This is a genomic window from Lactobacillus bombicola (assembly GCF_900112665.1).
Taxonomy (GTDB): domain Bacteria; phylum Bacillota; class Bacilli; order Lactobacillales; family Lactobacillaceae; genus Lactobacillus; species Lactobacillus bombicola.
This window is the reverse complement of the sequence record NZ_FOMN01000009.1, coordinates 39,349-65,046: the sequence shown is the minus strand read 5'-3', so window position 1 is coordinate 65,046 and position 25,698 is coordinate 39,349. Positions and strand designations below refer to the sequence as shown.

The following is a 25,698-nucleotide window of genomic DNA, read 5'->3' as shown; positions in this document are numbered from 1 at the left end:
TTCCAAGATTCGCATCTCGGATTTATTTGCTTGCGAATTGACTTCGCTCATTGTTTTGGGTTCTTTTTAAACCCGCACACTTTTGCGAAAACATTATTCAGTTTTCAAGGTACTACCCGCTCCGCTTGTCAGCGGCGCTTTTCTATTTTATCAGTTGCTCTCGACTGTGTCAAGAACTTTTTTCTGACCCCCGCTGCCGCTTCTTTAAACAACAGCGCTTTTTATATTACTAAACTCAGTCGCTTTTGTCAACTGGTTTTTTATATCTTTTTTGCCGCCTTGCCTTTGCCTTACTGGCTTTGCCCTGACGACAGTTATTTATATTAGCAACCTTTTTTGGTTTTTGCAACCCTTTTTTTAAAAAAATTGTATTTATTTTTTTAATGTCTTGGTATTACTTTCTAAGTGCTCTAATAGTAAATTGATTGATTGATAGACATCACGAATATCTGGTTTACAATCATTTAATATCCAATTGAAAATAATTGCATAAATCCCGTTTGATATAACTTCAACTTGTCTTACTGAAAACGATCCTCTCGGTCGCATATAAAGTTCAATCGCATGAGCAATTTCTTTGCGTAAAGTTGAATAGAACTCTCGCGGTTCTTTTGTAATTATTAGCATATTTAGATAAAAAAGCTTATTATCACGAATTTTAATTAGTATCTGATAAAACAGTTTTTCTATCGTCTCGTTACTCACACTTCTAAGTGCTCTTCTTATTTGTAAAGATAAAACTGAGATAAACAAATCACTGATATTTCTATAATAATGATAAAATACGCCTCTATTTATATTGGCATCTGCACAAAAACTAATAACTGTATATCTGTGCACTATATTGTTTGAAAGTTTATTTTGCAAAATATGTTCTGCTTTTATTGTTATCAATTGTATTTACCACCTTTTTTTCATTTTTCAAAACAAATATATCAATAAATAGTCAAATATACAATATTTTTTTATTAAAAAATATGTGTAATTTAAAATTTTATAAACAAGTAAATATCAACTAATATAACCATAAATAAATCTAATAAAATATTAGTATTATGACAATTAAAACAGGCAAAGTTAAAATTTAACTTTGCCTGTTTATTATTTATCGCGTCTTTTTTTGCGTTGAGCTTTTGCTTTACGAATTTTATGTCGTTGCTCAATTTTACTTTTTTGAATCTTATCTTCCTTAATTGCTTGCTTAATTTTTTTCTTATACCCAGGTTTACGCTTATGCTTTACCTTTTTCACATAACCTTTAATCCTGCTATCAACTTTATGTGCAGCAAAATTTAAACTTTCACGACGATTGTGATGTTTACGTGCAACTAATTCGCCATTTTTTATTTCAACAAAGTCAAAGTGAATTCCAGATTTTTCTAATCCAGTAATGCGCTTTAGTTCCTCTTCCCGAATTAAGGTTACTGCATGCCCTGATAGCCCATTACGTCCCGTTCTACCTATGCGGTGCACAACAAATTCTAAATCACGAGGAATTTCATAATTGACTACTAAACTAACGCCTGCAATATCCAGTCCTCGCGCTGCTAAATCAGAAGCAACAACATACTGGTATTTTCCTGCTTCTACATCCCTAATGGTTCTCTTTCTTTCACGTTCAGTAATCCCACCATGAATTTTAGCAACCCTTAAGCCTTCTTGTTGTAAATATGTAGTTAATTCATCAACCTTTTGCTTCGTATTGGCAAAAACTAAAGCTAAATATGGTTGCCCCATCGTCAATAATTGATATAGAATTTTCTTTCGACTTTTAGCACCAATATCAATTAAATCATTCTTAATTGTTGGCGCAATCACTGTCGGATTATCAATTACGATTTGTTCCGGTTTTGACATATATTTTCGCAAAAAATTAGTTAATTTAACTGGAATAGTAGCTGAAAAAGCAGCAATTGTAGTATTTTTAGGTAACCTTTGTACGATAAAATCAATATCATTCAAAAATCCCATATCTAAAGTCATATCTGCTTCATCGATTACAAAATTTCTTACATAGTCTAAAAATAAAATTTTCTTTTCCACAAAATCATATAATCTTCCTGGAGTTGCTATCACAATTTGTGGTCTTTTACTGTCAATTTTTTTTAATTGTCGCTCACGATCCGTCCCACCAGCTATATGAGCAATTGATATATTAAGCCCAGCAGCATCGCGCAATTGACGTGCCACCTGATATAATTGATCTGCCAGTTCTCTACTTGGAGCAGTTAAAACAGCTTGTGTATAACCTAAACTTTCATCAATTTCATTTAAAATTGGAATTAAGAAAGCATGGGTTTTCCCTGATCCAGTAACAGCTTGTACGACTATATTTTTGTGTTCTAGCAAAACAGGGATTACTTTTTCTTGCACTTTTGTTGGTTCGGTAAAGTTAATATTACTTAGTCCGTTTTGAATTTTGGGTTTAATGCGATTACTTTTAAAAATATTATTCATGTGTTTTTCGGTATTCCTTAGTTACTTGTACCAATTCAGCAAAAATTTGCTTTACTTCAGCCATATCCTTAGCATTGGCCCCACTAGCTAAAGCATGGCCACCGCCATCGTGTTTAGCTGCAAGTTCATTAATAACTGGGCCTTTTGAACGGTAATGTACTCTAAATGTTTTATCAGGTTTTTCTACAAAAACATTCCAAGCAATAATATCCTTAATTCGCCCTGGTGTTGAGACTGTACATGAGGCTTCATTAAAATCAATCTCCAATTTAGTCAAGGTGTCTTGGGTTAAAATTGCATATGCAGCACCACTTGCATCAACTTTCATATATTCTAATACTTCAGCCTGTAGCTTAGCTTGGGCAAAGGTAACATCACTAATATTACGGGCAATTTCATTAATATTGATACCAGTTGCAGCTAATTTAGCTACCACTAAAAAAGTATGTGTCGAAGTTTCAGGATACATAAAACGACCAGTATCACCTACAATACCAGCATATAAAGGATAGGCAACTTCTTTAGTAAGTGGTAGATTTTGAGCAATAATAAAATCTGCCACTATTTCTGAAGCAGCTGGTGCTTTATCATCAACAAAACTTAAATCGGCATAAGGTTCGACATCTGGATGATGGTCAATTTTTATTAAAAAATCACCCTGATCATATAGTTTATTAGCAATTCTAGCTGTATTAGCTGTGTCTGTAGTAATTACTAACGCACCTTGATAATCACTAGCAGTTACTTTATCCATCTCATTGATCCAAATCAAGTCACCCTCATCATTTTCTCCTGCGCATAGAATCCGCTTATCAGGAAACTTAAGTTTTAAAGATCTGGCTAATCCAGCTTGTGATCCTAAGGCATCCGGATCTGGACTAGTATGGCGGTGCAAAATAATAGTAGAATATTGCTCGATTTTTTTATATATTTTTGGAAAGGTATTCATAATTTCTCCTTTGATCCTTCATTCAGTACTTTAGTTAGTTTACCAGAAAATGTAATTAATCCGAAAATAAGTCTAAATCAATATTTGTAAAATCCGCTTTAGAAAAATCGGTCACGGTTATCCCCAATAATCTGATTCCTGAACTTAAAAATGAATTAGCAAGTGGCATAAATAATTCTTTAGCAACATCATAAAATTCAAATGAATTTCTGCTTGCATGAGCTAATTTTTGTCTTTTGGTAACAGTTTGAAATTCATTATTACGAAGTTTCAAAACTAAAGTATGAGCATAGAGATTACTTTTTTTTAATTTTCTACTTAAAGTTACAGTGTAATTACGTAATTGGGTCAAAGCCGTTTGTTGATCATAAATATAAGGCTCATATGTACGTTCAATTCCAATTGACTTACGCTTTTGTTCATCATCAGGAACTACTCTAGATGGATCAATTCCATTGGCATGAGCAGCCATTAGATAACCCAGCTTGTTAAAATATTTGATTAGAGTTCGTACGTTCGTTTGTTGCAAATCTTTTCCAGTATAGATACCCATTTCAGCTAATTTTTCTTGCGTTCTGGGGCCAATACCATAAAAGTTGGTAAGCTTTTGTTTGGCTAGAAATTTTTTTGCTTCACCTGGTAAAATGACTGTACGCCCGAAAGGCTTTGCATATTCTGATCCCATTTTTGCTAAAAACTTATTATAAGTAGCTCCAAAGGAACAAGTTAATCCAAGTTCTTGAACTATTTTTGTCTGTAATTTGACTGCAATTTCAACTGTTGATGTCAACCCCAACTTATTTTTAGTTACATCTAAATATGCTTCATCCCATGCAATTGACTGAACCATATCAGTAATTTCATACATCAGCTCGTGAATTTCAGCCGATACTCTATGATATTTTTCAAAATCCGGCTGCAAAAAAACTAATTTTTCAGCTGGTATTAATTGCAATGCCTTAATTGAAGGCATTGCTGAATGGACACCAAACTTTCGGGCAATATAATTAGCCGTAGCTACAACGCCATGCCCATTATTTTGACGAGGGTCTTGCCCAATAACTAAGGCCTTATTCTTTAAGATAGGATTATCTCTCATCTCTATTGAGGCATAGAAAGCATCCATATCAAGGTGAATTATCCGGCGATGGGTATCATTTTTAGGTAATAATTCAGCCGTCACGACACTATTCATAAATCCAATGCTCAGTTGGTAAGTCAAAAATTTGTTCAGCCGCTTTTGGCCCCATCCGATATGGCAAATACTGCTCTGGTTTTTGTCCAGTTTCATTTTCTTTTGCCCAGGCAGATTCTATTGCATCAATAAACTTCCAATAATTTTTTAGTTCGCTCCAATGAGTAAAATTAGTAGAATCATTTACAAATACATCATGCAAAAGGCGCTCATAACCATCTGGAATCTCTTTTTGCTCTGAACTAGAAAATTGATAAATTAAATTTTGCCGACGAATCCCCGAAGCATTAATTTTTTTACCATTAATTGTAATATACACTTGCATTTCGGGATCAACAACAATAGTAATAATATTTGAATGTGCTTGACCATATATATTAGATTTTTGCTTTAAAACAATATCTATTTGAGTTTTCTTTTCCCGCATCTCTTTACCTGTTCTAAAGTAAATTGGTGTTCCTACTAGTGGGCCAGCAGTAAATTTAACTTCGCCAGCTACAAAGGTTTCTGTATTCGAATCTGCAGCAACATTCGGTTCTTGACAATAGCCAAAAGTCATATCACTACCAAGATATTGACCACGTACAAAATGCGCTGCAATTTCATTTTCATTTGGAATAATTAAGCTATTAAGTAATTCACCTTTGGCTTCATGAATGCACTTAGCAGTTAAAGCTTTAGGTTCAGGCATTGCCAGCAAAGTAATAATTTGAAAAATATGATTTTGCACCATATCTCTGAGTGCTCCTGATGTATCATAATAGCCACCACGAGCCTCAACACCCAGTCGTTCTGCTAAAGTTATTTGAATATTTTTAATTGTTTCACTATTCCAAATATTATTAATTAAGGGATTAGTTAAGCGCATAGGTAAAATATTTTGAATCATTTCTTTACCTAAATAGTGATCTATTCGAAAGATATCATCTTCAGCAAAAGATGCTGTTATTTGTCGATTAAGCTCTTTGGCAGAGGTCAAATCATGACCAAATGGCTTTTCAACAACAATTCGGTTAAAACCATTGCCAGTTAAGTTTTGATCGTTAATGTGTTCCGCAATTGTCCCAAAAAAGCGCGGTGCCATCGCCATATAAAATATACGGTTACCTTGGGCACTATAATAGCCATCAAGCTCTTCTGCTAAATTCTTTAGTGTCACATAATGTTCAATATTCGTAACATCATGGGCTTGATAGTAAAAATGATTAACAAAGTTAGCTAAATTATTTTCATTAACTTCAGTGTTCATTTCATGTACCGCATCTTTTACTTGTTCACGCAGATATTCATGCGACCACGGTCGTCTTGCCGTTCCGATAATAGCAAAATTGTCATGAATTAGACCTTGCTCATATAAATTAAATAAAGCAGGATAAAGTTTACGATGTGCTAAATCTCCACTACCACCAAAAATAATCATAATAACTGGGATATTTTTCATAGGAAATCCTTTCCAAATACAATACTTCTGTTAGGTCTATTTTATAATAAATGGACAAAATAAAAAGTGCCAAAAACGGCACTTTTATTTAATTTATTCTTTAGTAGAAGAATCATCTGCTGGCGATTTTTCTGAAATATCTTCACTAGCTGCAGATATTTTTTCTGATTCACCTTCACTTGATTCACTTTCATTTATTGAATTTTCATTGTCCGAAGAATTAACTGGCAAAATTTGTTGTACTGCCATTCTACTAAAAGTTAAATAAATGCCATCAGCATCAATAATAACCGTGTTGTCTTTAGTATTAACAGAATCAATTTTACCATGGAGGCCATCAATTAAAATTACACTATCACCCTTTTTTAATTGATTCATCATTTCTGCTTTTTTCTGTTGCTGCTTTTTCTGCGGCTTAATCATCATAAAATACATTAACGCAATAAGAACTATAAACGCTATAATTGTTCCCATATTGCCTATACCATTATTAGCTGCCAAAAATAAAGTATTCACTTTTACACCTCATTATTAAAAATATTACCACTTAATTATACAGAAAATATGTGCCAATTGCACTACTCGTTTGGAATCGGCAAGCCTAATTGAAGATATGCTTTATCTGTCACAACACGACCTCTTGGTGTCATTAATAAAAAGCCCTGTTGTAGCAAATATGGCTCATATAAGGACTGAATTGTTTCAACATCTTCTCCTGTATTAGCAGCCAAGGTCCTAATTCCCACAGGACCGCCATGGTAATTTTCAATCATGACCCTTAAGATTTTACGATCCGTTTGATTAAGCCCTTCATCATCAACTTGCAATTGCTTTAAAGAATTTGTCGTGGTAGTAAAAGAAATTATTTGTTCACCTTTTACTTGCGCAAAATCCCTCACTCTTCGAAGTAAACGGTTAGCTACTCTAGGCGTGCCTCTTGAACGTCTAGCTAATTCATGAGCTGCCTGAGCAGCAATTTCAATCTTAAAAACGCTACTAGATCGGGAAATTATTTTTTCAAGTTCACTTATGCTGTAATATTGCAAATGCTCAACAATTCCAAATCGATCACGCAAAGGAGCAGACAGCTGTCCCGCTAAAGTAGTTGCTCCCACTAAAGTAAAGGGTGGTAACGGTACATGGACGGCATGAGTTGTTTGTCCTTCACCTATAACAATATCGACATAATAATCTTCCATTGCTGAGTAAAGCACTTCTTCGATTGGCTTGGCTAAGCGATGAATTTCATCAATAAATAAAATATCCCCTGGGTCAAGGTCTGTTAATAAAGCAACTAAGTCACCGGCTTTTTCAATTGCTGGTCCACTAGTACTTTTTAAATTAACCCCTAATTCATTAGCAATCACAAAGGCGAGTGTCGTTTTACCTAATCCTGGTGGACCGTATAGCAAAACATGGTCGAGAGCTTCATCCCGCTTTTTGGCAGCCTCTATATATACGGCTAATTCTTTCTTTACTCTATTTTGCCCTAAATATTCTTTTAAGGTCTGCGGTCGTAATGAAAATTCTGTCTGTTCCTCTTCTATTCCCTGGCTTTTACCAGACACAATTGAATTTTCTTTATCCTCCACCAGTTTCACTTCCTTTAAATACTTTAACTTATTATAGCAAGAATTACTTCTTTAGTAGAAAAGCTAAGCCCTTTTTAATATATTGATCAGCCGTTGTTTCATTTTCAGCAATCAATTTAGGCGTGATCTTATCTACTTCTTTTTTCGTATAACCTAAAGCAAGTAGGGCTAGCAAAGCATCATTTAATTCCGGTGAAATATCTTGATCAGCCGTTTGATCAATTCGTTGAACATAGTCACCTAATTTCCCCTTCAAGTCTAAAACTATCTGGGAAGCTGTCTTTTTACCAACACCTGGAAATCTAGTTAAATATTTGACTTCGCCCTGCTCAATTGCTGCTGCTAATGAATCACTATCTTCAGCAGCCATAATTGCTAAGGCGGACTTTGGTCCAATACCACTAACACTCAGTAACTTTAAAAATAGGCCTCTATCTTCTTCAGATTGAAAGCCATATAAAGTAACACCAGTATCACGCACAACTTGCTCAACAAAAACACGAGTTTTTTGGCCTTCATGATAAGCAAATGGTGTTGGACTATAAATTTTATAACCAATATTATTAACATCTACCACTAAATAATCCGGTTTGATTGCCACAACTATCCCTAATAAATATTCATACATTATTAATTATCCTTTTTAAACATCTTACGCAACTCAGATTTGTGCCAACAAATAATCACCACATTGCCTTGCGCATCATGGTATGGATCCTTTGTTTTTCCAAGCGTAGTTAAAATTGCATTACATTCTGTAACCGTTAGTTTTTGGCGTCCGGTAATTTGCCGCTGGGCTTGCTTACCAGCAATTCTTGTAATTAATTTAGTTGTATCATTTTGATCAACATTTAAATACTCATCTAAAATTAAACGGACTTGACCTTCAACGTCTTCTTTGAGCCAAGTAGGATAGGAGCGCAATATAAAAGTGTTTTGGCCAAATTCTTCCAAATATAAACCAATTTCTTTAATTTGCTTTAGCTTACTCTTAATTTGAATAAAATCCAAACTACTAAATTCTAAAACTAAAGGACTTAATAATCCTTGCTGATTAACATTTTGATCAGTTAATTCCTGTTTTATTTTGGTAAACAAAATTAATCTTCTAGCTGCAACTTGATCAATCAAATATAAGTTATCATTGTTTTCTGCAATAATATAGGCATCAGTTTGACCAACAAATTTCAATTCTGGTAAGTTGTTTAAGAGGACTTCATCACCAATCGAAATAACAGTAGCTACTTTATTTTTACTTGGAAAAGGACTAAGTTGCTTTTGCCTTGCAACATTTTTTAGCCATGTTGTTGTAATAACATAATAATCATCTTCTCGTGGTACATTTAAGTCAACATATTGAATTGCTTCATCGTGCCTTACTTCAAGCGGTTGACTTTCATTAACTTCATCAATTGTAGCTGACTCACGCTTAGTTTCGACTACATTTTTATTCAAATTGAATTTTAATTGATCAACTAATGTATCTGCTTTTTTACTAATTAAATTTCCACTACCATTAGCTTGAACATCGCTTAACATTAATTTCTGACTAATTGTCTTAGTAATTAAACGGCATAATTGGGTTTCTTTAGACAGTCTAACCTCTCTTTTAGTCGGATGGACGTTGACATCAACCAATAAAGGATCAACTTTAATTTTTATAATTGCAAAAGGATAATGCTTATCAGTTAAATTATTACCATAACCAGCTAGAACAGCTTTAACTATTTGGAAATTATTAATATACCGGCCGTTTAATAAAATGGAAATAAAGTTACGAGTTGATCGCGTTATTTCTGGTTTTGAAATTAAACCTGTAATTTCAAAATCCTGGTCAGCCTCGTCTAATGAAATCATTTTTTCAGCTATGTTGCGACCATAGATATTAGCTGCTGTCTGCTTTAAATTTCCGTTGCCAACCGTTTTAAGTAAAATGCGACCCTCATTTTTTAAAGTAAAAGCAATATAAGGATACCCCAGGGCTAAGCGATTAATAATGTCAACAATTTTCATAATTTCCGTACGTGGACTCCGTAAATATTTTAGTCTAGCTGGAGTATTATAAAATAAATCTTTAACTGTAATCCTTGTACCCACTGCTGCCCCGGCTTTTTCTTGCAACTGTTTTACCCCAGCCGAAAATTCGGCTCGTTGCCCAACTTGACCAGCACTATCCGTTAATATTTCGACATGGCTAACAGCTGCAATTGAGGCTAGAGCCTCACCTCGAAATCCCAAAGTGCCAACATTAAATAAATCACGCTCATTTTTAATTTTACTAGTTGCATGCCTAGTAAAGGCTAGATCAAGTTGATCGCTTGGAATACCACTCCCATTATCTTGAACAGTGATTTTTTTAAGTCCTGCATCAACAAAGTCAATTTGAATTTGCTTGCTGCCAGCATCAATTGCGTTTTCCACTAATTCCTTCACTACACTTGCTGGACGTTCAATCACTTCACCAGCCGCAATTTGGTTAGCTAAATTAACCGGTAGCTCACTAATTTGCACCATTGTTAATCGTTATCCTTTAAATCTTTTTGCCAATTTGCAACTAATTGCATCACTTGTAGTGGTGTTTGTTCAGCTAGATACAAGTGAGAAATTTCAGCTAAAATAGCTTGCTCCCTAGTTGTCAAATCATTAGTCTCAGTTTGAGTAGCTTTGTTTTCGCTACTAGTAGCACTAGGTGCAGGTGTATTAAATAAATCAAGTTGGGTTGTGGTGTTCAAACCACTACCTTGATTTTCTAAATGCTTTAATAATTTTCTTGCCTGCCGCAAAACTTTAGGCGGTAATCCTGCCAATTGCGCCACATGGATACCATAGCTTTGGTCTGCCGGCCCAGGTAAAATTTTATGCAAAAAAATCAATTGACCCTTTTCTTGGGTTGCTCCGACATGAATATTCTTTAACCGCGCTAATATTTGTTCCATTGCTGTTAACTCATGAAAATGTGTAGCAAATAAAACTTTTGCTCCTACTTCATCATGTAAGTATTTGACAATCGCTCCAGCTAGTGCCATCCCATCATAGGTTGCAGTACCGCGACCAATTTCATCAAATAAAACAAGGCTGCGTTTAGTTGCATGCTGTAGCGCATCATTTGCTTCAGTCATCTCAACCATAAAAGTACTTTGACCCGAAATTAAATCATCAGCGGCCCCAATACGGGTAAAGATTTGATCAAATATTGGTAATTCAGCACTTTGCGCTGGTACAAAAGAACCAACTTGCGCCATAACTGCAATTAGCGCTAACTGTCTCATGTAAGTACTTTTACCAGACATGTTCGGACCTGTTATTAGTAAAATATCAGTCTCTTGGTCCAAATTAACGTCATTAGGTATATAAGAATTATCCTTAAGAACCTTTTCAACCACAGGATGCCTTCCTGCGACTATTTTTACATCTTGCTTTTTTGAATGAAAAATTGGGCGACAATAGTTATTTTCTTCAGCAATTTGAGCAAAAGAACAAAACACATCAAGCGCAGCTAATTGACTGGCCAACTTTTGTAAGGCACTAATATACTTTTTAATTTCTTCGCGTAACTTAACAAATAAGTTATACTCCAGCTCAGTTGATTTTGTCTGCGCTTCTAAAATCAAATTTTCATGTTCCTTAAGTTCCGGTGTAATATAACGTTCAGCATTAGTTAACGTCTGCTTACGTGTATACCGATCAAGTGGTACTTTTTTCTTGTTGGAATTAGTCACTTGAATATAATAGCCAAAAACTTTATTATAACCAACTTTTAAATTTTCAATTCCTGTCTTTTGCCGTTCATTCTGCTCCATTTCCGCCAGCCACTGTTTACCATTATTCATTGCATCACGATAACGGTCAAGCTGACTATCAACACCCGATTTAATTAATCCCCCTTCTGTAGTTAAAACTGGCGGTTGCTCAACAAGAGTGGAACTTATTAATTTAGCAGTTCCCTTCAAAGGATCAATTTTTTGAGCAAATTTTTGTAAAGTTTCATTGGCAGATGCTTGCAAAGCAGTCAAAATTGCTGGTACTGCTTCTAAAGAAGTGGCAAGCTGCAATAATTCACGCGCATTAACATTACCAAAGGCGATTCGACCACTTAATCGTTCTAAATCGTATACGCCCTTTAAACTATCACTTATATTAGCTCGAGTAAAATAGCCATCAATTAGTGCTTGAACCATTGCTTGACGCTGAGCCAACTGATCAGTTGCAATGAGTGGTCTTGACAGCCACTGTTTAAGTAAACGCCCCCCCATTGCTGTGTGAGTTTTATCAAGAACCCAAAAGAGAGAACCCATCTTTTTACCAGTTTTAGCGGAAGCCGTTATTTCCAAATTTTCACGTACTGTATGTGACATTTGTAAATATTGACTAACTTCATAGCTTTGTGCTGCTTGTAAGTGGGCTAAACTACGCTTTTGTGTCTGCAACAAATAACCTACCAATTGTTTAACTGCTACTTTTTCTGCCAAATTAGTTAAATTTTGTTGGGCAAAAGAAATTTCTGCATGTTCTTCACTTAGAGTAACTGGTTTAGACACAGTAATGTTAGCCTGATGAAAGAATTCATTTGCTTTTTCACTTAAATGTGAATTACAAACTACTTCCTTAGTTCGAAGCGACAAAAGTTCGTTGGCAACTGCCGAAAAAGTTAATAAGTGGGTGGCAAAAATTTCTCCAGTAGACAAATCGCTGTAGGCAAGTCCAAAGCAATTATTATTTGAAACAACTGCAGTTAAATAATTAGATTCTTTTGCATCACTAGGATTATCATTCATTAACGTGCCAGGCGTTACTAACTGCGTAATCCCCCTTTTGACCATACCTTTAGCTTCCTTAGGATCCTCTAGTTGTTCACACAAAGCAACTTTATAACCCTTTTCTACTAGCGTATCTACATATGAATTCACAGCCACATGCGGTACACCGGCCATCGGAATTGGATTATCCGTTTTATTCGAACGATGAGTTAAAGTTAATTCTAAAATTTGAGCTCCTTTAATTGCATCATCTTCAAATAATTCATAAAAATCACCGACGCGATAAAAAAGAAAAGCATCGGGATATTGCTTCTTAATTTTATAATATTGCTCCATCATTGGAGTTGTATTTGCGTTAGCCATTTAATCCTCTTCTTTATAGTTAATTAATCTTTATTATACGCTAAAATAATAAGCCAAAAGAAAAAAAGACTGCAATTAGGCAATCTTTTATGATTTATGTTCCAAAATTCAAAGCTTGAATCATAACTAGGAAATCTGTCCCTCAATACTGTTAATATCATCCTGGCCATCCATATGAACAATTGCTTGAATAGCAGCTGTTATTCCCTTCACATCATCAAGTAAACTAAGACTCGGTGTTTCAGGGTGACTAATCACTTGTTCAGGTAAATACGGAATATGCATGAAACCTGCTTTAAGATTAGGAAATTCTTTATCAATCATATATTGAACTTGATACATAATATGATTACAGACAAAGGTTCCAGCAGTTGTCGAAACATAGCTTGGCAACCCTGCTTCACGAATCTCTTTAACCATTGCCTTAACAGGTAATTGAGTAAAATAGGCATTTTGACCGTCTTTATGGATGGCAGTGGCAATTGGTTGATAGCCTTTATTATCAGCAATTCGCCCATCATCAAAATTAATTGCTACTCGCTCAGGAGTTAGAGCAAAACGACCACCAGCTTGACCAATATTTAAGACATAATCAGGCTCTTCTTTGACAATTGCCTCACGTACTACTTGAGCACAATCGCCAAAAACAGTTGGAATTTCTAACTTAATGATTTTAGCACCAGCAATCTCATCATCTAAAAGCTTGACTGCTTCAATTGCTGGATTAATTTTATCTTCACCAAACGGATCAAAACCGGTAACTAATATTTTCATTGTTTTTCTCTTTTCTAAAAATTAAAAAGCTAAGAAATACATTAAAACGATGTGGACAACTAACATACTAATGGCAATGGGAAACTGCTGTTTAATTACTCCTAATGGATCTTGCATCTCCATTAGAGCTACTGGCAAAGTATTAAAATTGGCAGCCATTGGCGTCATTAATGTACCACAATAGCCAGCGGTCATACCTAATGATGCAACAACAACTGGTGAACCGCCTTGTGCCACAACAAAGGGAATTCCAATACCAGCGGTAATTACTGCAAATGCAGCAAAAGCATTCCCCATAATCGCTGTAAAAACGGCCATTGCTATACAATACAAGCATACACCTAATAAGTGATTACCAACAGGAAATAAACCCGAAATTGCCTTAGCAGTAATTTTACCTACACCTGAAGCAGTAAACACTACACCCAAAGTAGCAAGTAATTGTGGTAACACCCCAGCTGAACCTACCGAACGAACCATTCTTTGTGTATCTTCATAAACTGTTTTTGGACTTGATTTAGTCAAAACCATTGCTACAATTAGTGAAATGATAGCAGCAATACCAATGCCAACCTGTCCACCTAATTTGGTAAATTGCGCAATCACTAATGCTAAAATTGCCAATAAAATACTAGGTAAGAAAATCCAATTACCAATACGCTTAACTGTTTGATTAGCAATTTTTTCATCAAGTTCCTTAATTTTACCAACTCGAACTTGTTTAAGAAGAGACAGTAGCGCAATAATTAATAAAATTCCACCATTTATTTCATTGGGTATCCATTGACCAGCTGCAAATAAAATTGCCAATAAAAGCCAAAAAAGACCCGTCCCCCAACGTGCAGGATTAGTTTTATCACGCCAAGATTCAACTGTAGCTGCCAAAAAGAACAAACCAATTAAAATATAAAAAGCTAACAAAAGATTATTAATTAGTATATTCATTTATTTCCCCTTTTTTATTTTTTTGTCAAAAGCATGATTGTAAAGTAAACATAAAATATAACAAATCACAGCAATCGGAATAGTAATTAATACCACAGCTGACGTGCTAATTGGATATCCTAATGATTTCATAGTACTAGAAATTAACAATACACTAGATGAAGCAACAAATAAGTTTTGTGCAAAGAAATTACCAAAATTATCACTAGCAGCAGCTCTTGCTTTAATTTGATCAACTTCTAATTCTGTCATTTCTCCATTAACTTTGCCTGCAGCTTGTGCCATTGGATTGATCAACGGAGCGATAAATTGTACCTGCCCTTGGACAGAAATCCCAAATAAACAAGCAAGTTCACGAATAGCTGTATAAATATCAAAAATTCTTCCTGGTGTTAGATTTTTCATTTTTTGAATCAGATTAACTGCGGCTGTCTTAAGACCATGGCGTTCTGATATACCAATTGTTGGTAAGGTTAAGAAAAATAATGAGACCATGCGGTTATCAATGAAACCTTTCCCCAGAATTTTCAAAAAAGAAACAAAGTCAATTCCTGATACCAATGCAGTAACTAATGCTGCAATTACAACTACGGCAACCGTATCTAGTCCTAAAGCAAAACCTATAACGATCACTAGGATGCCAAGTAAACTCAAATATTCCATTACTTTTCCTTTCAAATCAAAAAAATAATTATATTAGTATAAAATACTAATATAATTATTTTTTGTCAAATTGGTTTCGGTCAACTCAGTTTATTCTAACAATAACCAAATAACTGTTTTATTAATATGGTTAAAACTCCTTCGGATTAATCAGCTGACCTTTAGCAATAGCCCCATAAAACTTTCCTTTAATTTTAAAGGCATCCCCATAATTACAAATACTTGTACCGATTTGTTTACCATAACGATTATAAATTTTTAGGGTTTTCGTTCGCTAATCATAATAAACGCCAGTCACATTTTTAGCAGTAACACAATAAGGCTTAAACAGCATAAAAATTGCAACTGCTAACTTTGGTCCTAATTGCAAAACGCAAACTAGAAGCTAAGCCAAAACCATTTATCCATTTTCCTTTATCATTATAAATGTATGTCAATTTCACTTCCTTGAACCTACACAATCTGTTTTGATTACATTGAATCGCTTTACCTAGACAGTTGTACGGTCGAATTAGAGCATAGGCTAACTGATGTCAAAGGTAAAAAAATAATTAGCTAATAACAAAAAGGAACTGTTCCGACCAACAGTTCCTTTTTAAATATCGGTTATAAAATTACATCATGCCTGGTGCACCAGCAGCAGCCGCATTTGGATCAACTTCTGGCTTATCTTCAGGTATTTCTGCTACAACTGCTTCAGTTGTTAATAATAAAGCAGCAATTGAAGCAGCATTTTGCAAAGCAGTACGAGTCACCTTAGTTGGGTCAATGATTCCAGATTCAACCATATTCTCCCAGTTGCCATCGGCTGCATTGTAGCCAATTTCTAGTTCTTGACTCTCAAGTTTATTCAAAATAACTGAGCCATCTTCACCGGCATTTTCAGCAATTTGACGAACTGGAGCAGTCAAGGCCCGCAAAACAATGTTAATTCCAGTTTGTTCATCAACACTGTCACCCTTCAAATCCTTAATAGCACTCTTTACATCTACTAAAGCAGTACCACCACCGGCAACATAGCCTTCATCTACAGCTGCCCGAGTTGAATTTAACGCATCTTCAATCCGGTAGCGACGCTCTTTTAATTCAGTTTCAGTAGCAGCACCAACATGAATAACAGCTACACCACCAGTTAATTTAGCTAAACGTTCTTGCAACTTTTGTTTATCAAAGTCAGAAGTAGTTTCAGCGATTTGTTTTCTAATAGAATCTTCACGATCCTTAATAGCATCTTCTGAACCAGCACCATCAACAATAGTGGTTGAGTCCTTAGTAATTGTGATACGCCGTGCTTGGCCTAATTGATCAAGTGTAGTATCTTTTAATTCAAGACCAAGGTCTTCAGTAATCACTGTACCACCTGTTAAAGCCGCAATATCTTGTAATTGTTCTTTACGACGATCACCAAAGCCTGGTGCCTTAACAGCAACGACATTGAAAGTACCACGAATCTTATTCAAGACCAAAGTTGGTAAAGCTTCACCTGAAACATCATCAGCGATAATTAATAAAGACTTACCTTGTTGTACAATTTCTTGTAATAGTGGCAAAACATCTTGAATATTCGAAATCTTTTTGTCAGTAATTAAAATGTATGGGTTGTCTAAATCAGCTTCCATCTTATCATTGTCAGTAACCATGTATTGTGACAAGTAACCACGGTCAAATTGCATTCCTTCGACCACAGAAAGCTCAGTTTCAATACCACGTGAATCTTCAATGGTAATAACTCCGTCATTGCCTACTTTTTCCATTGCATCAGCAATTAAATCACCAACTTCTTTTGAAGCGGATGAAACAGCAGCAACTTGAGCAATTTGCTCTTTAGAAGAAACTGTATGACTAATTTTATGTAATTCATCAACAACAGCTTTCGTAGCCTTTTCAATTCCGCGACGAACTCCAACTGGATTAGCACCAGCAGTAACATTCTTCATCCCTTCGCGAATAATAGCTTGCGTTAAAACAACAGCAGTTGTGGTTCCATCACCAGCAATATCATTAGTCTTTTGAGCAGCTTCAGCAACAAGCTTAGCACCCATATTTTCATAATGATCTTTTAATTCAATTGCTTTAGCAATGGTCACACCATCATTAGTAATATCAGGATTACCATAAGATTGTTCTAAAACAACGTTTCTTCCTTTAGGACCAATTGTTGCCTTAACTGTATCAGCTAATTTATCGACACCCTTTAATAAAGAACGTCTTGCATCTTCAGAAAATTTAATATCTTTTGCCATTTTTCTTACTCCTTAATTACTTAACAACTGCCAAAATATCTTTTTCATGAAGGACTAAGTATTTTTCACCTTCGTAATTAACGTCAGTGCCTGAGTACTTATCGTAGAGCACAATATCACCCTCTGCAACAGTCATTGGAATTTTACTACCATTTTCGGCATAGCTGCCTGCACCTACAGCAACAACTTCACCTTCAGTTGGCTTTTGTTTAGCATTAGAAGCAAGGACGATTCCGCCTACAGTTTTTTCTTCTTCTTCTTTAACTTTTACGATCACGCGATCACCTATTGGTTGTAACACGTTTGTCCCTCCTAAATTCAATTTAATATCTTTAATTTTAGTCATTAGCACTCAAATTAGCTAAGTGCTAACTTATAATTATGATAATAACCCCTTTTTGTTTAAAATGCAAGAAAAAATTAGCACTTTTTCAATTAAAGTGCTAATTTGTTTTAATCACTAGGTCTACCTAATATTTATGTGGGCTACTTCTTATCACTTTCTAAAAAATAAATTAATGTTTGCAATTCAGTAGCTAAATCCACATTTTGTATTCGTATTCCGCTCGGAGCTGAGAGTCTGATCGGCGTAAAGTTCATAATTCCTTTAATACCTGCTTCAACCATTTCATCTGCTGTTTTTTGAGCTGTATTAGACGGAACTGTTAAAATCGCAATTGTTATCTGTTGATCACTCAGCTGCTTTTTAAGCTCACTCATATCATATACAGGAACGCCGCTTAAAATTTTGCCTGTTATTTTTTGATCTATATCAAAAGCACAAGAAATTCGAATATTATTACTTCGCTTAAAATTATAATTAAGCAAAGCATGTCCCAAATTACCAACTCCTACCAAAGCCACATTGGTTAAAGTATCTTGATTCAATATTTTTTTAAAAAAAGTCAGTAAGCTTTTTACATCATATCCATACCCACGCTTACCTAATGCCCCAAAGTACGAAAAATCGCGCCTAATTGATGCACTATCAACTTGAACAGCTTCAGATAATTCAGTTGAGGAAACTTTCTCTTTGCCAGCTTCATTCAAGATGATTAAGTATCGATAATAAAGCGGCAGTCTTTTTGCTGTCGCCGTGGGAATTTTTATTTTTTCCATTTATTACAAAGCCTCCAACTTAATTATGCTAGCAAATTTCATTTGTGAATTACTCATCAATTATTTATTATTTTACCTATAAACTAGTGTTAGTTGCAAATATTTTTCACAATCTTTTAGATTTTAACACAACAAACACTACTTATCTAATTATCTTCAATGCCTCAAAAATCAACTATTAATTTATCTCGCTATATTTTGAAATAGACCATAGTCACTTTTAACTCGCTTCATATGCTAAAATAGTTTTTAGGTGAAAAATATGATAATTGCACAAGGACACGATTTAGAAAAACAATTTGGAGCTACTACACTATTTAAAAATGTCAATTTTTCAATCAATTCAAATGCAAGAATTGGCTTAGTAGGCTCAAATGGGGTAGGTAAAACTACTCTTTTAAAAATTATGACAGGTGAAGAAGAAGCTACACACGGTGAGTTTATTGTTAATAAAGCAATTGAAGTGGGCTACATCGCTCAAGAAAAAGCTTTAAATGAAAATAAAACCATTTGGAACGAATTACTCGGTGTTTTCTCTTCTTTAATCGAAATGAATACACAAATGCAAGTAATGCAACAAAAAATAGCTGAACATCCTCAAGATAGTCAACTTTTAAAAAAATATGATCAATTACAATTTGATTTTGAGCAAAAAGGTGGCTACAGCTATCAAGCTGATATTAAAAGTATTTTACATGGCTTTAATTTCCCAGAAGAAACTTGGTCTAAAACTATCAGCAACCTATCTGGTGGAGAAAAGACCCGCTTAGCCTTAGTCAAACTACTTTTACATAAGCCCCCCCTACTTCTACTTGATGAGCCAACTAACTATTTAGATTTAAATACGTTAGACTGGCTAGAAGCATTCCTTAAAGGTTACAATGGAGCAATTTTAGTAGTTTCACATGATCAGTACTTCTTAGACCATTTGGCCAACCAAATCTTTGAATTACAATTTGGCCAATTAACAGCCTTCAAAGGTAATTACTCCGATTACGTAAAACAGCGTCAATTAAGGGATCGTCAGCAAGAAGAGGCCTACGAAAAGCAGCAAGAAAAAATTAAAAAAGATGAAGAATTTATCCAAAAAAATCTTGTTCGCGCCACAACTACTAAAAGAGCCCAGAGTAGGCGTAAGCAACTCGAAAAAATCGAACGCATTACTCCACCAAAGCATAAAAACAAGGTCAAAATTAATTTCAAAAGTGATCGTCCCTCTGGTAAAGAGGTGTTAATCTTACATGATTTATCAATTGGTTACCCTAATAAGGTCATGGTGAATAATATTAATCTGCAAGTTAATAAAGGGGATCGCGTTGCTGTTATTGGACCTAATGGCATAGGTAAATCTACTTTACTAAAAACTATTATGAAGAAATTGCGACCTAAGATGGGTTCCATTAAATACGGAGCATCGCTTGATATTGGTTATTATGATCAGGAATTACAATTGCTGGATTCTAGTAAAACTGTGCTGGATACTATTTGGGATCGCCACCAAACTATGCCTGAACGTGATATCCGTGCTGTTTTGGCTAGTTTCTTGTTTACAGCAAAAGATATTGATAAAACGGTCGGACAACTTTCTGGTGGACAAAAAGCAAGATTAACGCTAACAGTTTTGTCCTTAGAACATAGTAATTTCTTATTGATGGATGAGCCAACTAATCATTTAGATTTGGAAGCCAAAGAAGTGCTTGAACAGGCTTTACAAAAGTTCGATGGTACCTTACTATTTGTCTCACACGACCGCTACTTTATTAATCAATTAGCCAATAAGATTGTTGAAGTTAATCCTCAACAAGCAACAGTCTATGAAGGAGATTACACTTATTATTTAGATAAAAAAAATAAGCAACTTAACACCACCAAAATTGTGCCTAAGCTAGACAATGAAGACGCACAAAAAGCCACTAAATTATCTTACCAGGAACAAAAAGTAAAAGACTCACAAAAGCGTAAGCTACAGCGACAGGTTGAAGAAATTGAAGTTGAAATTGATAATTTAGAAAGACAACAGAAAATAATTCAGAGCGAAATGGCTGATCCGCTAATTGCAACTGACTTTAGCAAACTTGGACCTTTACAAGAAGACTTATCAGCAATTCAAACTGAACTAACTAAAACGAATGAGAAATGGGAAAAGATCATGATTGAGCTTGAAAATTTTTAATGTTAATAATATAACTTAATTTAATATCAACTTTAATGCTAGAAAGGAGCGTCAATGGAGTATCAAGTAACTAAAAATATAAGTTTGGCAGCATTAAAATCTTTATATGAAAGTGTCGGTTGGACTTCATACACCGTAGACATGCCCTCTTTAAAAATTGCTCTTGAAAATTCCCTAGATGTTATTGCAGCCTTTGATAATCAACAATTAGTTGGCTTAATTCGAGTTGTCGGTGATGGTATTTCGATTATTTATATTCAAGATTTATTAATTCAACCTAAATATCAGCATAAAGGAATCGGTTCTCATCTAGTAACACTAGTCTTAAAAAAATACAAAAATGTAAGACAAAAATTATTATTAACCCTTGATGAACCTAACACTCGTTCCTTTTATCAAAAATGTGGTTTTATGTCCTGCGATCAAGGATCATTAGTAGCCTTTTATCGTGAATATTAAAAAAGTTGACTTCTTTAATAAAGAGGTCAACTTTTTTAATTCAAAATCTAATCAGCATATGGTAATTCAAGTGAAGGATCAGCATTCAGCGATAAATCAGCAAACTTTCCTTCGTTATATAAGTTATAGGCAGCTGCACCAATCATGGCTGCATTATCACCACACAATTTTAATTCTGGAAGAATAACTTTCAAGTCGAAGTTTGAGGGAAGTTGCTTAATTTCTATCTTCATCCGATCACGTAAACCTCGATTAGCTGCAACTCCACCGCCCATAATGAAAGTTTTGGGATGATATTGCTTAATTGCGCGTATTGTTTTTTTGGCTAAGACATCAACTACTGCTGCTTGAAAACTAGCCGCTAAATCATACTTATTCAAGCTCTGATGAAGCTGATCTGCATGGTGACAGGTATTGATAAAGGCACTTTTCAGACCAGAAAAAGAAAAGTCGTAATTGTCATCTTCCATCATAGCTCGCGGAAAGTTAAATGTATCTTGTCCCCGATGCGCCCACTCATCAATCGTCTTACCGGCGGGATAATTAACACCTAGCACTCGACCAATTTTATCATATGCCTCGCCTACAGCATCATCACGCGTATCACCAACAATTTCAAAATGGGTTGCGTCTTTCAACAAAACAATTTCAGTATGTCCACCAGAAACTTGTAAAGCAAGTGCAGGATAATCAATTTTAGCGGTTAATTGCGCGGCCATGATATGACCCATAATATGATCAACGCCAATCAAAGGGATACCAGTTGCCATTGAAGCTGCCTTGGCAGCACTGACGCCAATTAAAAGTGCACCAACTAGGCCTGGTCCATAAGTTACAGCAATCGCATCAATATTCTTCCAAGTAACCTTTGCCTCTTCTAAGGCCTTTGTGGTGATTTGACTAATCACTTCAATATGGTGTCGACTAGCAACTTCAGGAACAACACCACCAAAGCGTTGATGACTTTTAATTTGAGTAGCCACCACCATACTTTCTACTTCACAACCATTTTTAACTACTGCAGTTGAAGTTTCATCACAGGAACTTTCATAAGCTAAAATACGGACTTCTTTTTTTCTATCCAAATTTAAATCCTTCCCTTTGTTAATGCCTTAATTCCAAAATCATACCCAGACCATCTTGCTGAACATCTTGATAATAATTCGCGTGTACAAATCTAACTCGAAAGCCTAAACTTTCATAAAGCAGACGTGCCCTTTCATTGTCTGCCCTAACTTCTAAACTAATCAAGTAACATTGCTGCTTTTTAGCAAATTTAGATAAAAGTTGGATTAGATATGTGCCCAAACCATGATTTTGCCATGCTGGATCGACTGCTAAATTAGTAATATGCGCTTCCTTATCTTGTAGCCTTATTCCAGCTAAAGCAATTAACGCTGTTTCCTTGTAAACCAGCAAATAGAGCGAGTCATTTTTACACAATTCAGCTTGAAAAATTGTGCTATTCCATGGTAAGTAGCCTTGATAAACCCTGCTTTCCAGCAAAAGTATCTTAGAAAGGTCACTTAGTTGAGCTGGGACTATTTTTAAACAATGGTTGTTCATTTTAAAGGTAAACGCCTTAAAAGCAAGTCCGTGCTCTGAATAGAATGCTTGGCTAAACTTCTTCCACATATTTACTATCTGGGCCGAAATCTTGCCCCGTCTTTTTGTGCCAGTCTACTTCTGCTTGCGTTCGGCGCAGATAATTAGGTAATAATTTATCTGGCTCGACTGTTTTTTCAGAATTTGCTAATCGCCCAATAAGACCTGCATGAATTTGATTTTGTTGCATTGAGCCGTAACTGTATGGTACATCAATGTTTTTAATTAATTCTGCTTGTTTTTCAAAACCTGTACCAATAAAAATAACCTGCTTAAGTTTATGATTGATAAAATAATTTTTAATTTTCGTTAGTAATATATCAATATGATAATGACCATCAGCAATTACATTGGTCAACTGCTTATTTACATTCACATAAGCACCAGCAAAGAAATTGTCATTGCGCGCATCAAGACCAGCAACAATAAGAGTTTGGGTTGCATTACAACTTGCCGCTAATGCCTTTAGAGTTGAAACTCCAACCACTTCTTTTTGTAAAATACTGGCGAACATTTTTACTGTAGTTACGCCAATACGTAATCCCGTATATGATCCTGGTCCAAGCGCTACTGCGAAACGATCAATATCTTTAAGTTCCAAGTGATTAGACTCTAAAATATCTTTAATCAATGGATCAAGATGTTCACTATGATTGCGCTCATCAATTTCATTTTTTTCAACTACAATTGTATCATCTTGATTTAAGGCCACACTTAAATTATTAGTTGCGGTTGACACACTTAAAATTTTCATTTTTAACTACTTTACCTTTTTCAAATTATCGCTTAATCTTGATGCGTGAAATTGCCATTAAAACAAAGTAAACCACTATCATTTGAACCCAGGGAACTATTATTTCCATTGGTGCTCGCTGAACTAATGCTGCCTTATAGTCTACATTATAGAGAAAATGAAGCCATAAGGTATTCATACCTACGTTTACAATAATTGAAACTAATAATACTGCAACCATAATTCGCCATATTTTTACTGGCTTTTGATAAAAGAATAAACCATAAATAAATGGACCTACCATTGCACTTAGTGTAAAGCCAATAAAAAAGCCCCCTTGATTGCCAAATAATGCTGAAGAAACCAAATCAGCAATTCCACCTCCAGCAGCACCCCAAACTGGACCAAACATATAACCTAATAAGACACTACCGATAAAACCTAGTCCAATATGAGCTAAGCTAGTTCCAATAGTAAAGCGCTCAAGAATAATTTTCATTGCAACTATAATGCCCAACAAAATCAAATCGCGCAATTCAACCTCTAGCATTTTTTTTATTGGCATTCACAGCACTTTCTTTCCATATTTAATTTATTTTTTTATAAAAAAGCATAAATTATATTATAACTTGCGCCATAATATTTCACAAACTGATTTGTCATTTCGATCTTGATCACTAATTGCATGATATGACTTAATCTCTTTTTCATGATCAACAGTAGTTATACATGAATATGGTAGATCACCATAACGGACTTCTAAATTAAACTTAATGTCAATTACTTTCGCTACATGCTGCTTTAAAAATTCCCGATCAAACATATCAATAAACCAATTAAAATAGTGCCCATTGGTCATATGATGATTAGTATCTAAATCATCATAGCACACCCGATACTGCCGCTTTTTGTCATACTTTGCTTGAACTCTTAATCGGGGAAAACGTGGCAATTTTTTCAAAAAAGGAATACCAATTTCAGCCATCATTTCTTGATCAGTCGAAACTAATTTACGCTTTTTTAAATCAAACAAAACCCATTCACTTTCTACATTAATTAGTTCATTTCCTTTTTGATCACTGAAAAGATAATTTCGATATTCTAAAAAGCGGTTATAGCCTACTGGTTCAGTCGAGAGAATAATTTCTTCGTTTGGTTTGGGTAAGCGATTAATTTCGATATGATATTGCGTTACCACCCAGCCAAGTCCCTTTTTAGCTAAGGCATTAGTACTTGCAATTCCACTACTTAACTGATGTTCGGAAACACTCATCATTAAATCAATCATTGCCGGTAATTTTAAATTTTCATTTTCATCACATTCATAAAATTCTACTTGATGTTTTTCACTATATTTCATTTGATCTACCTATAATTTTTCTTGATGGTAACGCTCATATAATTCGTTTTTAGATACATTATTTATGGCTGCAACTTGCTTAATAGCTGACTTTTTGCTTTCACCCAGACTAACTTGTCTATCTACTAATTCAATTAATTCAGGCCATGTTAATGATTGGGGTTGGTCAGAATTTGGCGATATCAAAATTACAAATTCTCCTCGAGGAGTATTTTGCTTAAAATAATTGGTCACTTCTTCAAGTGTGCCACGTATAAATTCTTCATGAATTTTAGTTAATTCACGTGCAACGACAATTTTACGCTCAGGTGAAATAACTGTCTTCATATTAGCTAGTGTTTTAGATAAACGATGCGGTGCTTCATAAAAAATTGAAGTTGCATGTGCGTCATTCATTTGGTTAAAAAATGGCTGTTGCTCACCTAATTTTCGTGGCAAAAAGCCATAATATGTAAATGGCTGTGCATCAAAGCCAGATGCAATTAAAGCTGTTGTAAAAGCTGATGCACCAGGTAAAGGGATTACTGCAATATCATTTTCAATGCAATGCTGCACCAAAATATAGCCTGGATCAGAAATAACTGGCATACCGGCATCGCTAATCTCAGCAATTACTGCTCCTTCTTTCATCATCTTAACTAATTCTGGTGCCCGTTCTTGTGAATTATATTTATGAAAAGCTAACATACGATTGTGAACACCAATTTTTTCTAATAAGATTCCACTAGTTCTTGTATCTTCGGCTGCAATATAATCTGCATTTTGTAAAATATTTTTTGCTCTAATTGTGATGTCTTCTAAATTTCCAATAGGAGTCGGTACCAAATAAAGTTTACCTTCATCTTTGTCATAACTACTTTGCCGTTGCAT

General features: G+C 34.9%; 25 protein-coding genes. 3 read left to right on the top strand and 22 right to left on the bottom strand.

Translation table 11 applies throughout. The features are described 5' to 3' along the window. Positions 1-327, top strand: a 327-nt coding sequence (locus tag BM203_RS08530; protein WP_208856623.1) for a hypothetical protein, incomplete at its 5' end; no start/stop codon positions are given. 45 nt (positions 328-372) lie between these two features. Here BM203_RS08530 and BM203_RS07105 read toward each other — a convergent pair. The 16 genes from BM203_RS07105 to BM203_RS07030 form a co-directional block, all read right to left on the bottom strand. Beyond that, the gene (locus BM203_RS07105) at positions 373-894 is read right to left on the bottom strand and encodes a TetR/AcrR family transcriptional regulator (protein ID WP_090093885.1); all 522 of its coding nucleotides are present in this window, start codon (positions 892-894) and stop codon (positions 373-375) included. Positions 895-1,101: 207 nt separating this feature from the next. Next, entirely contained in the window at positions 1,102-2,457 is a 1,356-nt protein-coding gene (locus BM203_RS07100) for a DEAD/DEAH box helicase (protein ID WP_090093884.1), read from the bottom strand. Further along, on the bottom strand, positions 2,450-3,406 hold the full coding sequence (locus BM203_RS07095) for a DHH family phosphoesterase (RefSeq protein WP_090093882.1): 957 nt from the start codon (positions 3,404-3,406) through the stop codon (positions 2,450-2,452). Before BM203_RS07095 ends, BM203_RS07100 begins: the two co-directional genes overlap by 8 nt. Before the next feature lie 55 nt (positions 3,407-3,461). Further along, complete coding sequence (dinB, locus tag BM203_RS07090) at positions 3,462-4,601, bottom strand: DNA polymerase IV (RefSeq protein ID WP_228150120.1); 1,140 nt, start codon at positions 4,599-4,601, stop codon at positions 3,462-3,464. After that, a complete protein-coding gene (gene zwf / locus BM203_RS07085; RefSeq protein WP_090093878.1) occupies positions 4,594-6,042 on the bottom strand; it encodes a glucose-6-phosphate dehydrogenase in 1,449 nt (482 codons plus the stop codon). Before zwf ends, dinB begins: the two co-directional genes overlap by 8 nt. 93 nt (positions 6,043-6,135) lie before the next feature. Beyond that, positions 6,136-6,558: a preprotein translocase subunit YajC gene (yajC, locus tag BM203_RS07080; RefSeq protein WP_090093876.1), complete on the bottom strand. Its 423-nt coding sequence runs from the start codon at positions 6,556-6,558 to the stop codon at positions 6,136-6,138. A 62-nt stretch (positions 6,559-6,620) separates the two neighbouring features. After that, positions 6,621-7,634 carry a Holliday junction branch migration DNA helicase RuvB gene (gene ruvB / locus BM203_RS07075; protein ID WP_090093874.1) on the bottom strand — a complete coding sequence of 338 codons (1,014 nt, stop codon included), beginning with the start codon at positions 7,632-7,634 and terminating at the stop codon, positions 6,621-6,623. Positions 7,635-7,677: 43 nt separating this feature from the next. Next, positions 7,678-8,262 (bottom strand): Holliday junction branch migration protein RuvA, encoded by a 585-nt coding sequence (gene ruvA, locus BM203_RS07070; protein WP_090093872.1) that lies wholly within the window; start codon positions 8,260-8,262, stop codon positions 7,678-7,680. Positions 8,263-8,264: 2 nt separating this feature from the next. Further along, the gene (gene mutL, locus BM203_RS07065) at positions 8,265-10,148 is read right to left on the bottom strand and encodes a DNA mismatch repair endonuclease MutL (RefSeq protein ID WP_090093870.1); all 1,884 of its coding nucleotides are present in this window, start codon (positions 10,146-10,148) and stop codon (positions 8,265-8,267) included. Positions 10,149-10,150: 2 nt separating this feature from the next. After that, positions 10,151-12,730, bottom strand: coding sequence for a DNA mismatch repair protein MutS (gene mutS, locus BM203_RS07060; RefSeq protein WP_090093889.1), 2,580 nt, complete (start codon positions 12,728-12,730; stop codon positions 10,151-10,153). Between the two features lie 150 nt (positions 12,731-12,880). Next, entirely contained in the window at positions 12,881-13,528 is a 648-nt protein-coding gene (gene pcp, locus BM203_RS07055; RefSeq protein WP_090093868.1) for a pyroglutamyl-peptidase I, read from the bottom strand. Positions 13,529-13,549: 21 nt separating this feature from the next. Further along, positions 13,550-14,473, bottom strand: a complete 924-nt coding sequence (locus BM203_RS07050; RefSeq protein ID WP_090093866.1) for a DUF979 domain-containing protein — start codon at positions 14,471-14,473, stop codon at positions 13,550-13,552. After that, complete coding sequence (locus BM203_RS07045; protein WP_090093864.1) at positions 14,474-15,136, bottom strand: DUF969 domain-containing protein; 663 nt, start codon at positions 15,134-15,136, stop codon at positions 14,474-14,476. 614 nt (positions 15,137-15,750) lie between these two features. Further along, positions 15,751-17,379 (bottom strand): chaperonin GroEL, encoded by a 1,629-nt coding sequence (gene groL, locus BM203_RS07040; protein WP_090093862.1) that lies wholly within the window; start codon positions 17,377-17,379, stop codon positions 15,751-15,753. Positions 17,380-17,395: 16 nt separating this feature from the next. Continuing rightward, positions 17,396-17,680 carry a co-chaperone GroES gene (groES, locus tag BM203_RS07035; protein ID WP_090093860.1) on the bottom strand — a complete coding sequence of 95 codons (285 nt, stop codon included), beginning with the start codon at positions 17,678-17,680 and terminating at the stop codon, positions 17,396-17,398. A gap of 185 nt (positions 17,681-17,865) precedes the next feature. Beyond that, positions 17,866-18,498 carry a redox-sensing transcriptional repressor Rex gene (locus BM203_RS07030; protein ID WP_090093857.1) on the bottom strand — a complete coding sequence of 211 codons (633 nt, stop codon included), beginning with the start codon at positions 18,496-18,498 and terminating at the stop codon, positions 17,866-17,868. Between the two features lie 262 nt (positions 18,499-18,760). Between BM203_RS07030 and BM203_RS07025 the strand changes: the two genes are divergently transcribed. Then, a complete protein-coding gene (locus BM203_RS07025) occupies positions 18,761-20,671 on the top strand; it encodes an ABC-F family ATP-binding cassette domain-containing protein (RefSeq protein ID WP_090093855.1) in 1,911 nt (636 codons plus the stop codon). A 54-nt stretch (positions 20,672-20,725) separates the two neighbouring features. Beyond that, a complete protein-coding gene (locus BM203_RS07020) occupies positions 20,726-21,130 on the top strand; it encodes a GNAT family N-acetyltransferase (RefSeq protein WP_090093853.1) in 405 nt (134 codons plus the stop codon). 47 nt (positions 21,131-21,177) lie between these two features. Here the strand turns inward: BM203_RS07020 and tsaD are convergent, their stop codons facing one another. Genes tsaD through rsmI form a run of 6 tightly spaced genes read right to left on the bottom strand, consistent with a single transcriptional unit; the run spans position 21,178 to position 25,698 of the window. Beyond that, entirely contained in the window at positions 21,178-22,215 is a 1,038-nt protein-coding gene (gene tsaD / locus BM203_RS07015) for a tRNA (adenosine(37)-N6)-threonylcarbamoyltransferase complex transferase subunit TsaD (RefSeq protein ID WP_090093851.1), read from the bottom strand. Positions 22,216-22,234: 19 nt separating this feature from the next. Then, the gene (rimI, locus tag BM203_RS07010; RefSeq protein ID WP_090093849.1) at positions 22,235-22,765 is read right to left on the bottom strand and encodes a ribosomal protein S18-alanine N-acetyltransferase; all 531 of its coding nucleotides are present in this window, start codon (positions 22,763-22,765) and stop codon (positions 22,235-22,237) included. Then, positions 22,749-23,489, bottom strand: a complete 741-nt coding sequence (gene tsaB / locus BM203_RS07005) for a tRNA (adenosine(37)-N6)-threonylcarbamoyltransferase complex dimerization subunit type 1 TsaB (protein WP_090093847.1) — start codon at positions 23,487-23,489, stop codon at positions 22,749-22,751. Before tsaB ends, rimI begins: the two co-directional genes overlap by 17 nt. 25 nt (positions 23,490-23,514) lie before the next feature. After that, positions 23,515-24,033: a folate family ECF transporter S component gene (locus tag BM203_RS07000; RefSeq protein WP_090093845.1), complete on the bottom strand. Its 519-nt coding sequence runs from the start codon at positions 24,031-24,033 to the stop codon at positions 23,515-23,517. A 57-nt stretch (positions 24,034-24,090) separates the two neighbouring features. Then, positions 24,091-24,828: an acyl-[acyl-carrier-protein] thioesterase gene (locus BM203_RS06995; RefSeq protein WP_090093844.1), complete on the bottom strand. Its 738-nt coding sequence runs from the start codon at positions 24,826-24,828 to the stop codon at positions 24,091-24,093. 9 nt (positions 24,829-24,837) lie between these two features. Next, the gene (gene rsmI, locus BM203_RS06990) at positions 24,838-25,698 is read right to left on the bottom strand and encodes a 16S rRNA (cytidine(1402)-2'-O)-methyltransferase (protein ID WP_090093843.1); all 861 of its coding nucleotides are present in this window, start codon (positions 25,696-25,698) and stop codon (positions 24,838-24,840) included.

Bases quoted from the DNA above. Each gene is read 5' to 3' on its own strand.
- BM203_RS07100 (WP_090093884.1), bottom strand. From the start codon at position 2,457: ATGAATAATATTTTTAAAAGTAATCGCATTAAACCCAAAATTCAAAAC.
- BM203_RS07095 (WP_090093882.1), bottom strand. From the start codon at position 3,406: ATGAATACCTTTCCAAAAATATATAAAAAAATCGAGCAATATTCTACT.
- dinB (WP_228150120.1), bottom strand. From the start codon at position 4,601: ATGAATAGTGTCGTGACGGCTGAATTATTACCTAAAAATGATACCCAT.
- zwf (WP_090093878.1), bottom strand. From the start codon at position 6,042: ATGAAAAATATCCCAGTTATTATGATTATTTTTGGTGGTAGTGGAGAT.
- ruvA (WP_090093872.1), bottom strand. From the start codon at position 8,262: ATGTATGAATATTTATTAGGGATAGTTGTGGCAATCAAACCGGATTAT.
- mutL (WP_090093870.1), bottom strand. From the start codon at position 10,148: ATGGTGCAAATTAGTGAGCTACCGGTTAATTTAGCTAACCAAATTGCG.
- mutS (WP_090093889.1), bottom strand. From the start codon at position 12,730: ATGATGGAGCAATATTATAAAATTAAGAAGCAATATCCCGATGCTTTT.
- pcp (WP_090093868.1), bottom strand. From the start codon at position 13,528: ATGAAAATATTAGTTACCGGTTTTGATCCGTTTGGTGAAGATAAAATT.
- BM203_RS07050 (WP_090093866.1), bottom strand. From the start codon at position 14,473: ATGAATATACTAATTAATAATCTTTTGTTAGCTTTTTATATTTTAATT.
- BM203_RS07045 (WP_090093864.1), bottom strand. From the start codon at position 15,136: ATGGAATATTTGAGTTTACTTGGCATCCTAGTGATCGTTATAGGTTTT.
- groL (WP_090093862.1), bottom strand. From the start codon at position 17,379: ATGGCAAAAGATATTAAATTTTCTGAAGATGCAAGACGTTCTTTATTA.
- BM203_RS07030 (WP_090093857.1), bottom strand. From the start codon at position 18,498: ATGGAAAAAATAAAAATTCCCACGGCGACAGCAAAAAGACTGCCGCTT.
- BM203_RS07025 (WP_090093855.1), top strand. From the start codon at position 18,761: ATGATAATTGCACAAGGACACGATTTAGAAAAACAATTTGGAGCTACT.
- BM203_RS07020 (WP_090093853.1), top strand. From the start codon at position 20,726: ATGGAGTATCAAGTAACTAAAAATATAAGTTTGGCAGCATTAAAATCT.
- rimI (WP_090093849.1), bottom strand. From the start codon at position 22,765: ATGTGGAAGAAGTTTAGCCAAGCATTCTATTCAGAGCACGGACTTGCT.
- tsaB (WP_090093847.1), bottom strand. From the start codon at position 23,489: ATGAAAATTTTAAGTGTGTCAACCGCAACTAATAATTTAAGTGTGGCC.
- BM203_RS07000 (WP_090093845.1), bottom strand. From the start codon at position 24,033: ATGCCAATAAAAAAAATGCTAGAGGTTGAATTGCGCGATTTGATTTTG.
- BM203_RS06995 (WP_090093844.1), bottom strand. From the start codon at position 24,828: ATGAAATATAGTGAAAAACATCAAGTAGAATTTTATGAATGTGATGAA.
- rsmI (WP_090093843.1), bottom strand. From the start codon at position 25,698: ATGCAACGGCAAAGTAGTTATGACAAAGATGAAGGTAAACTTTATTTG.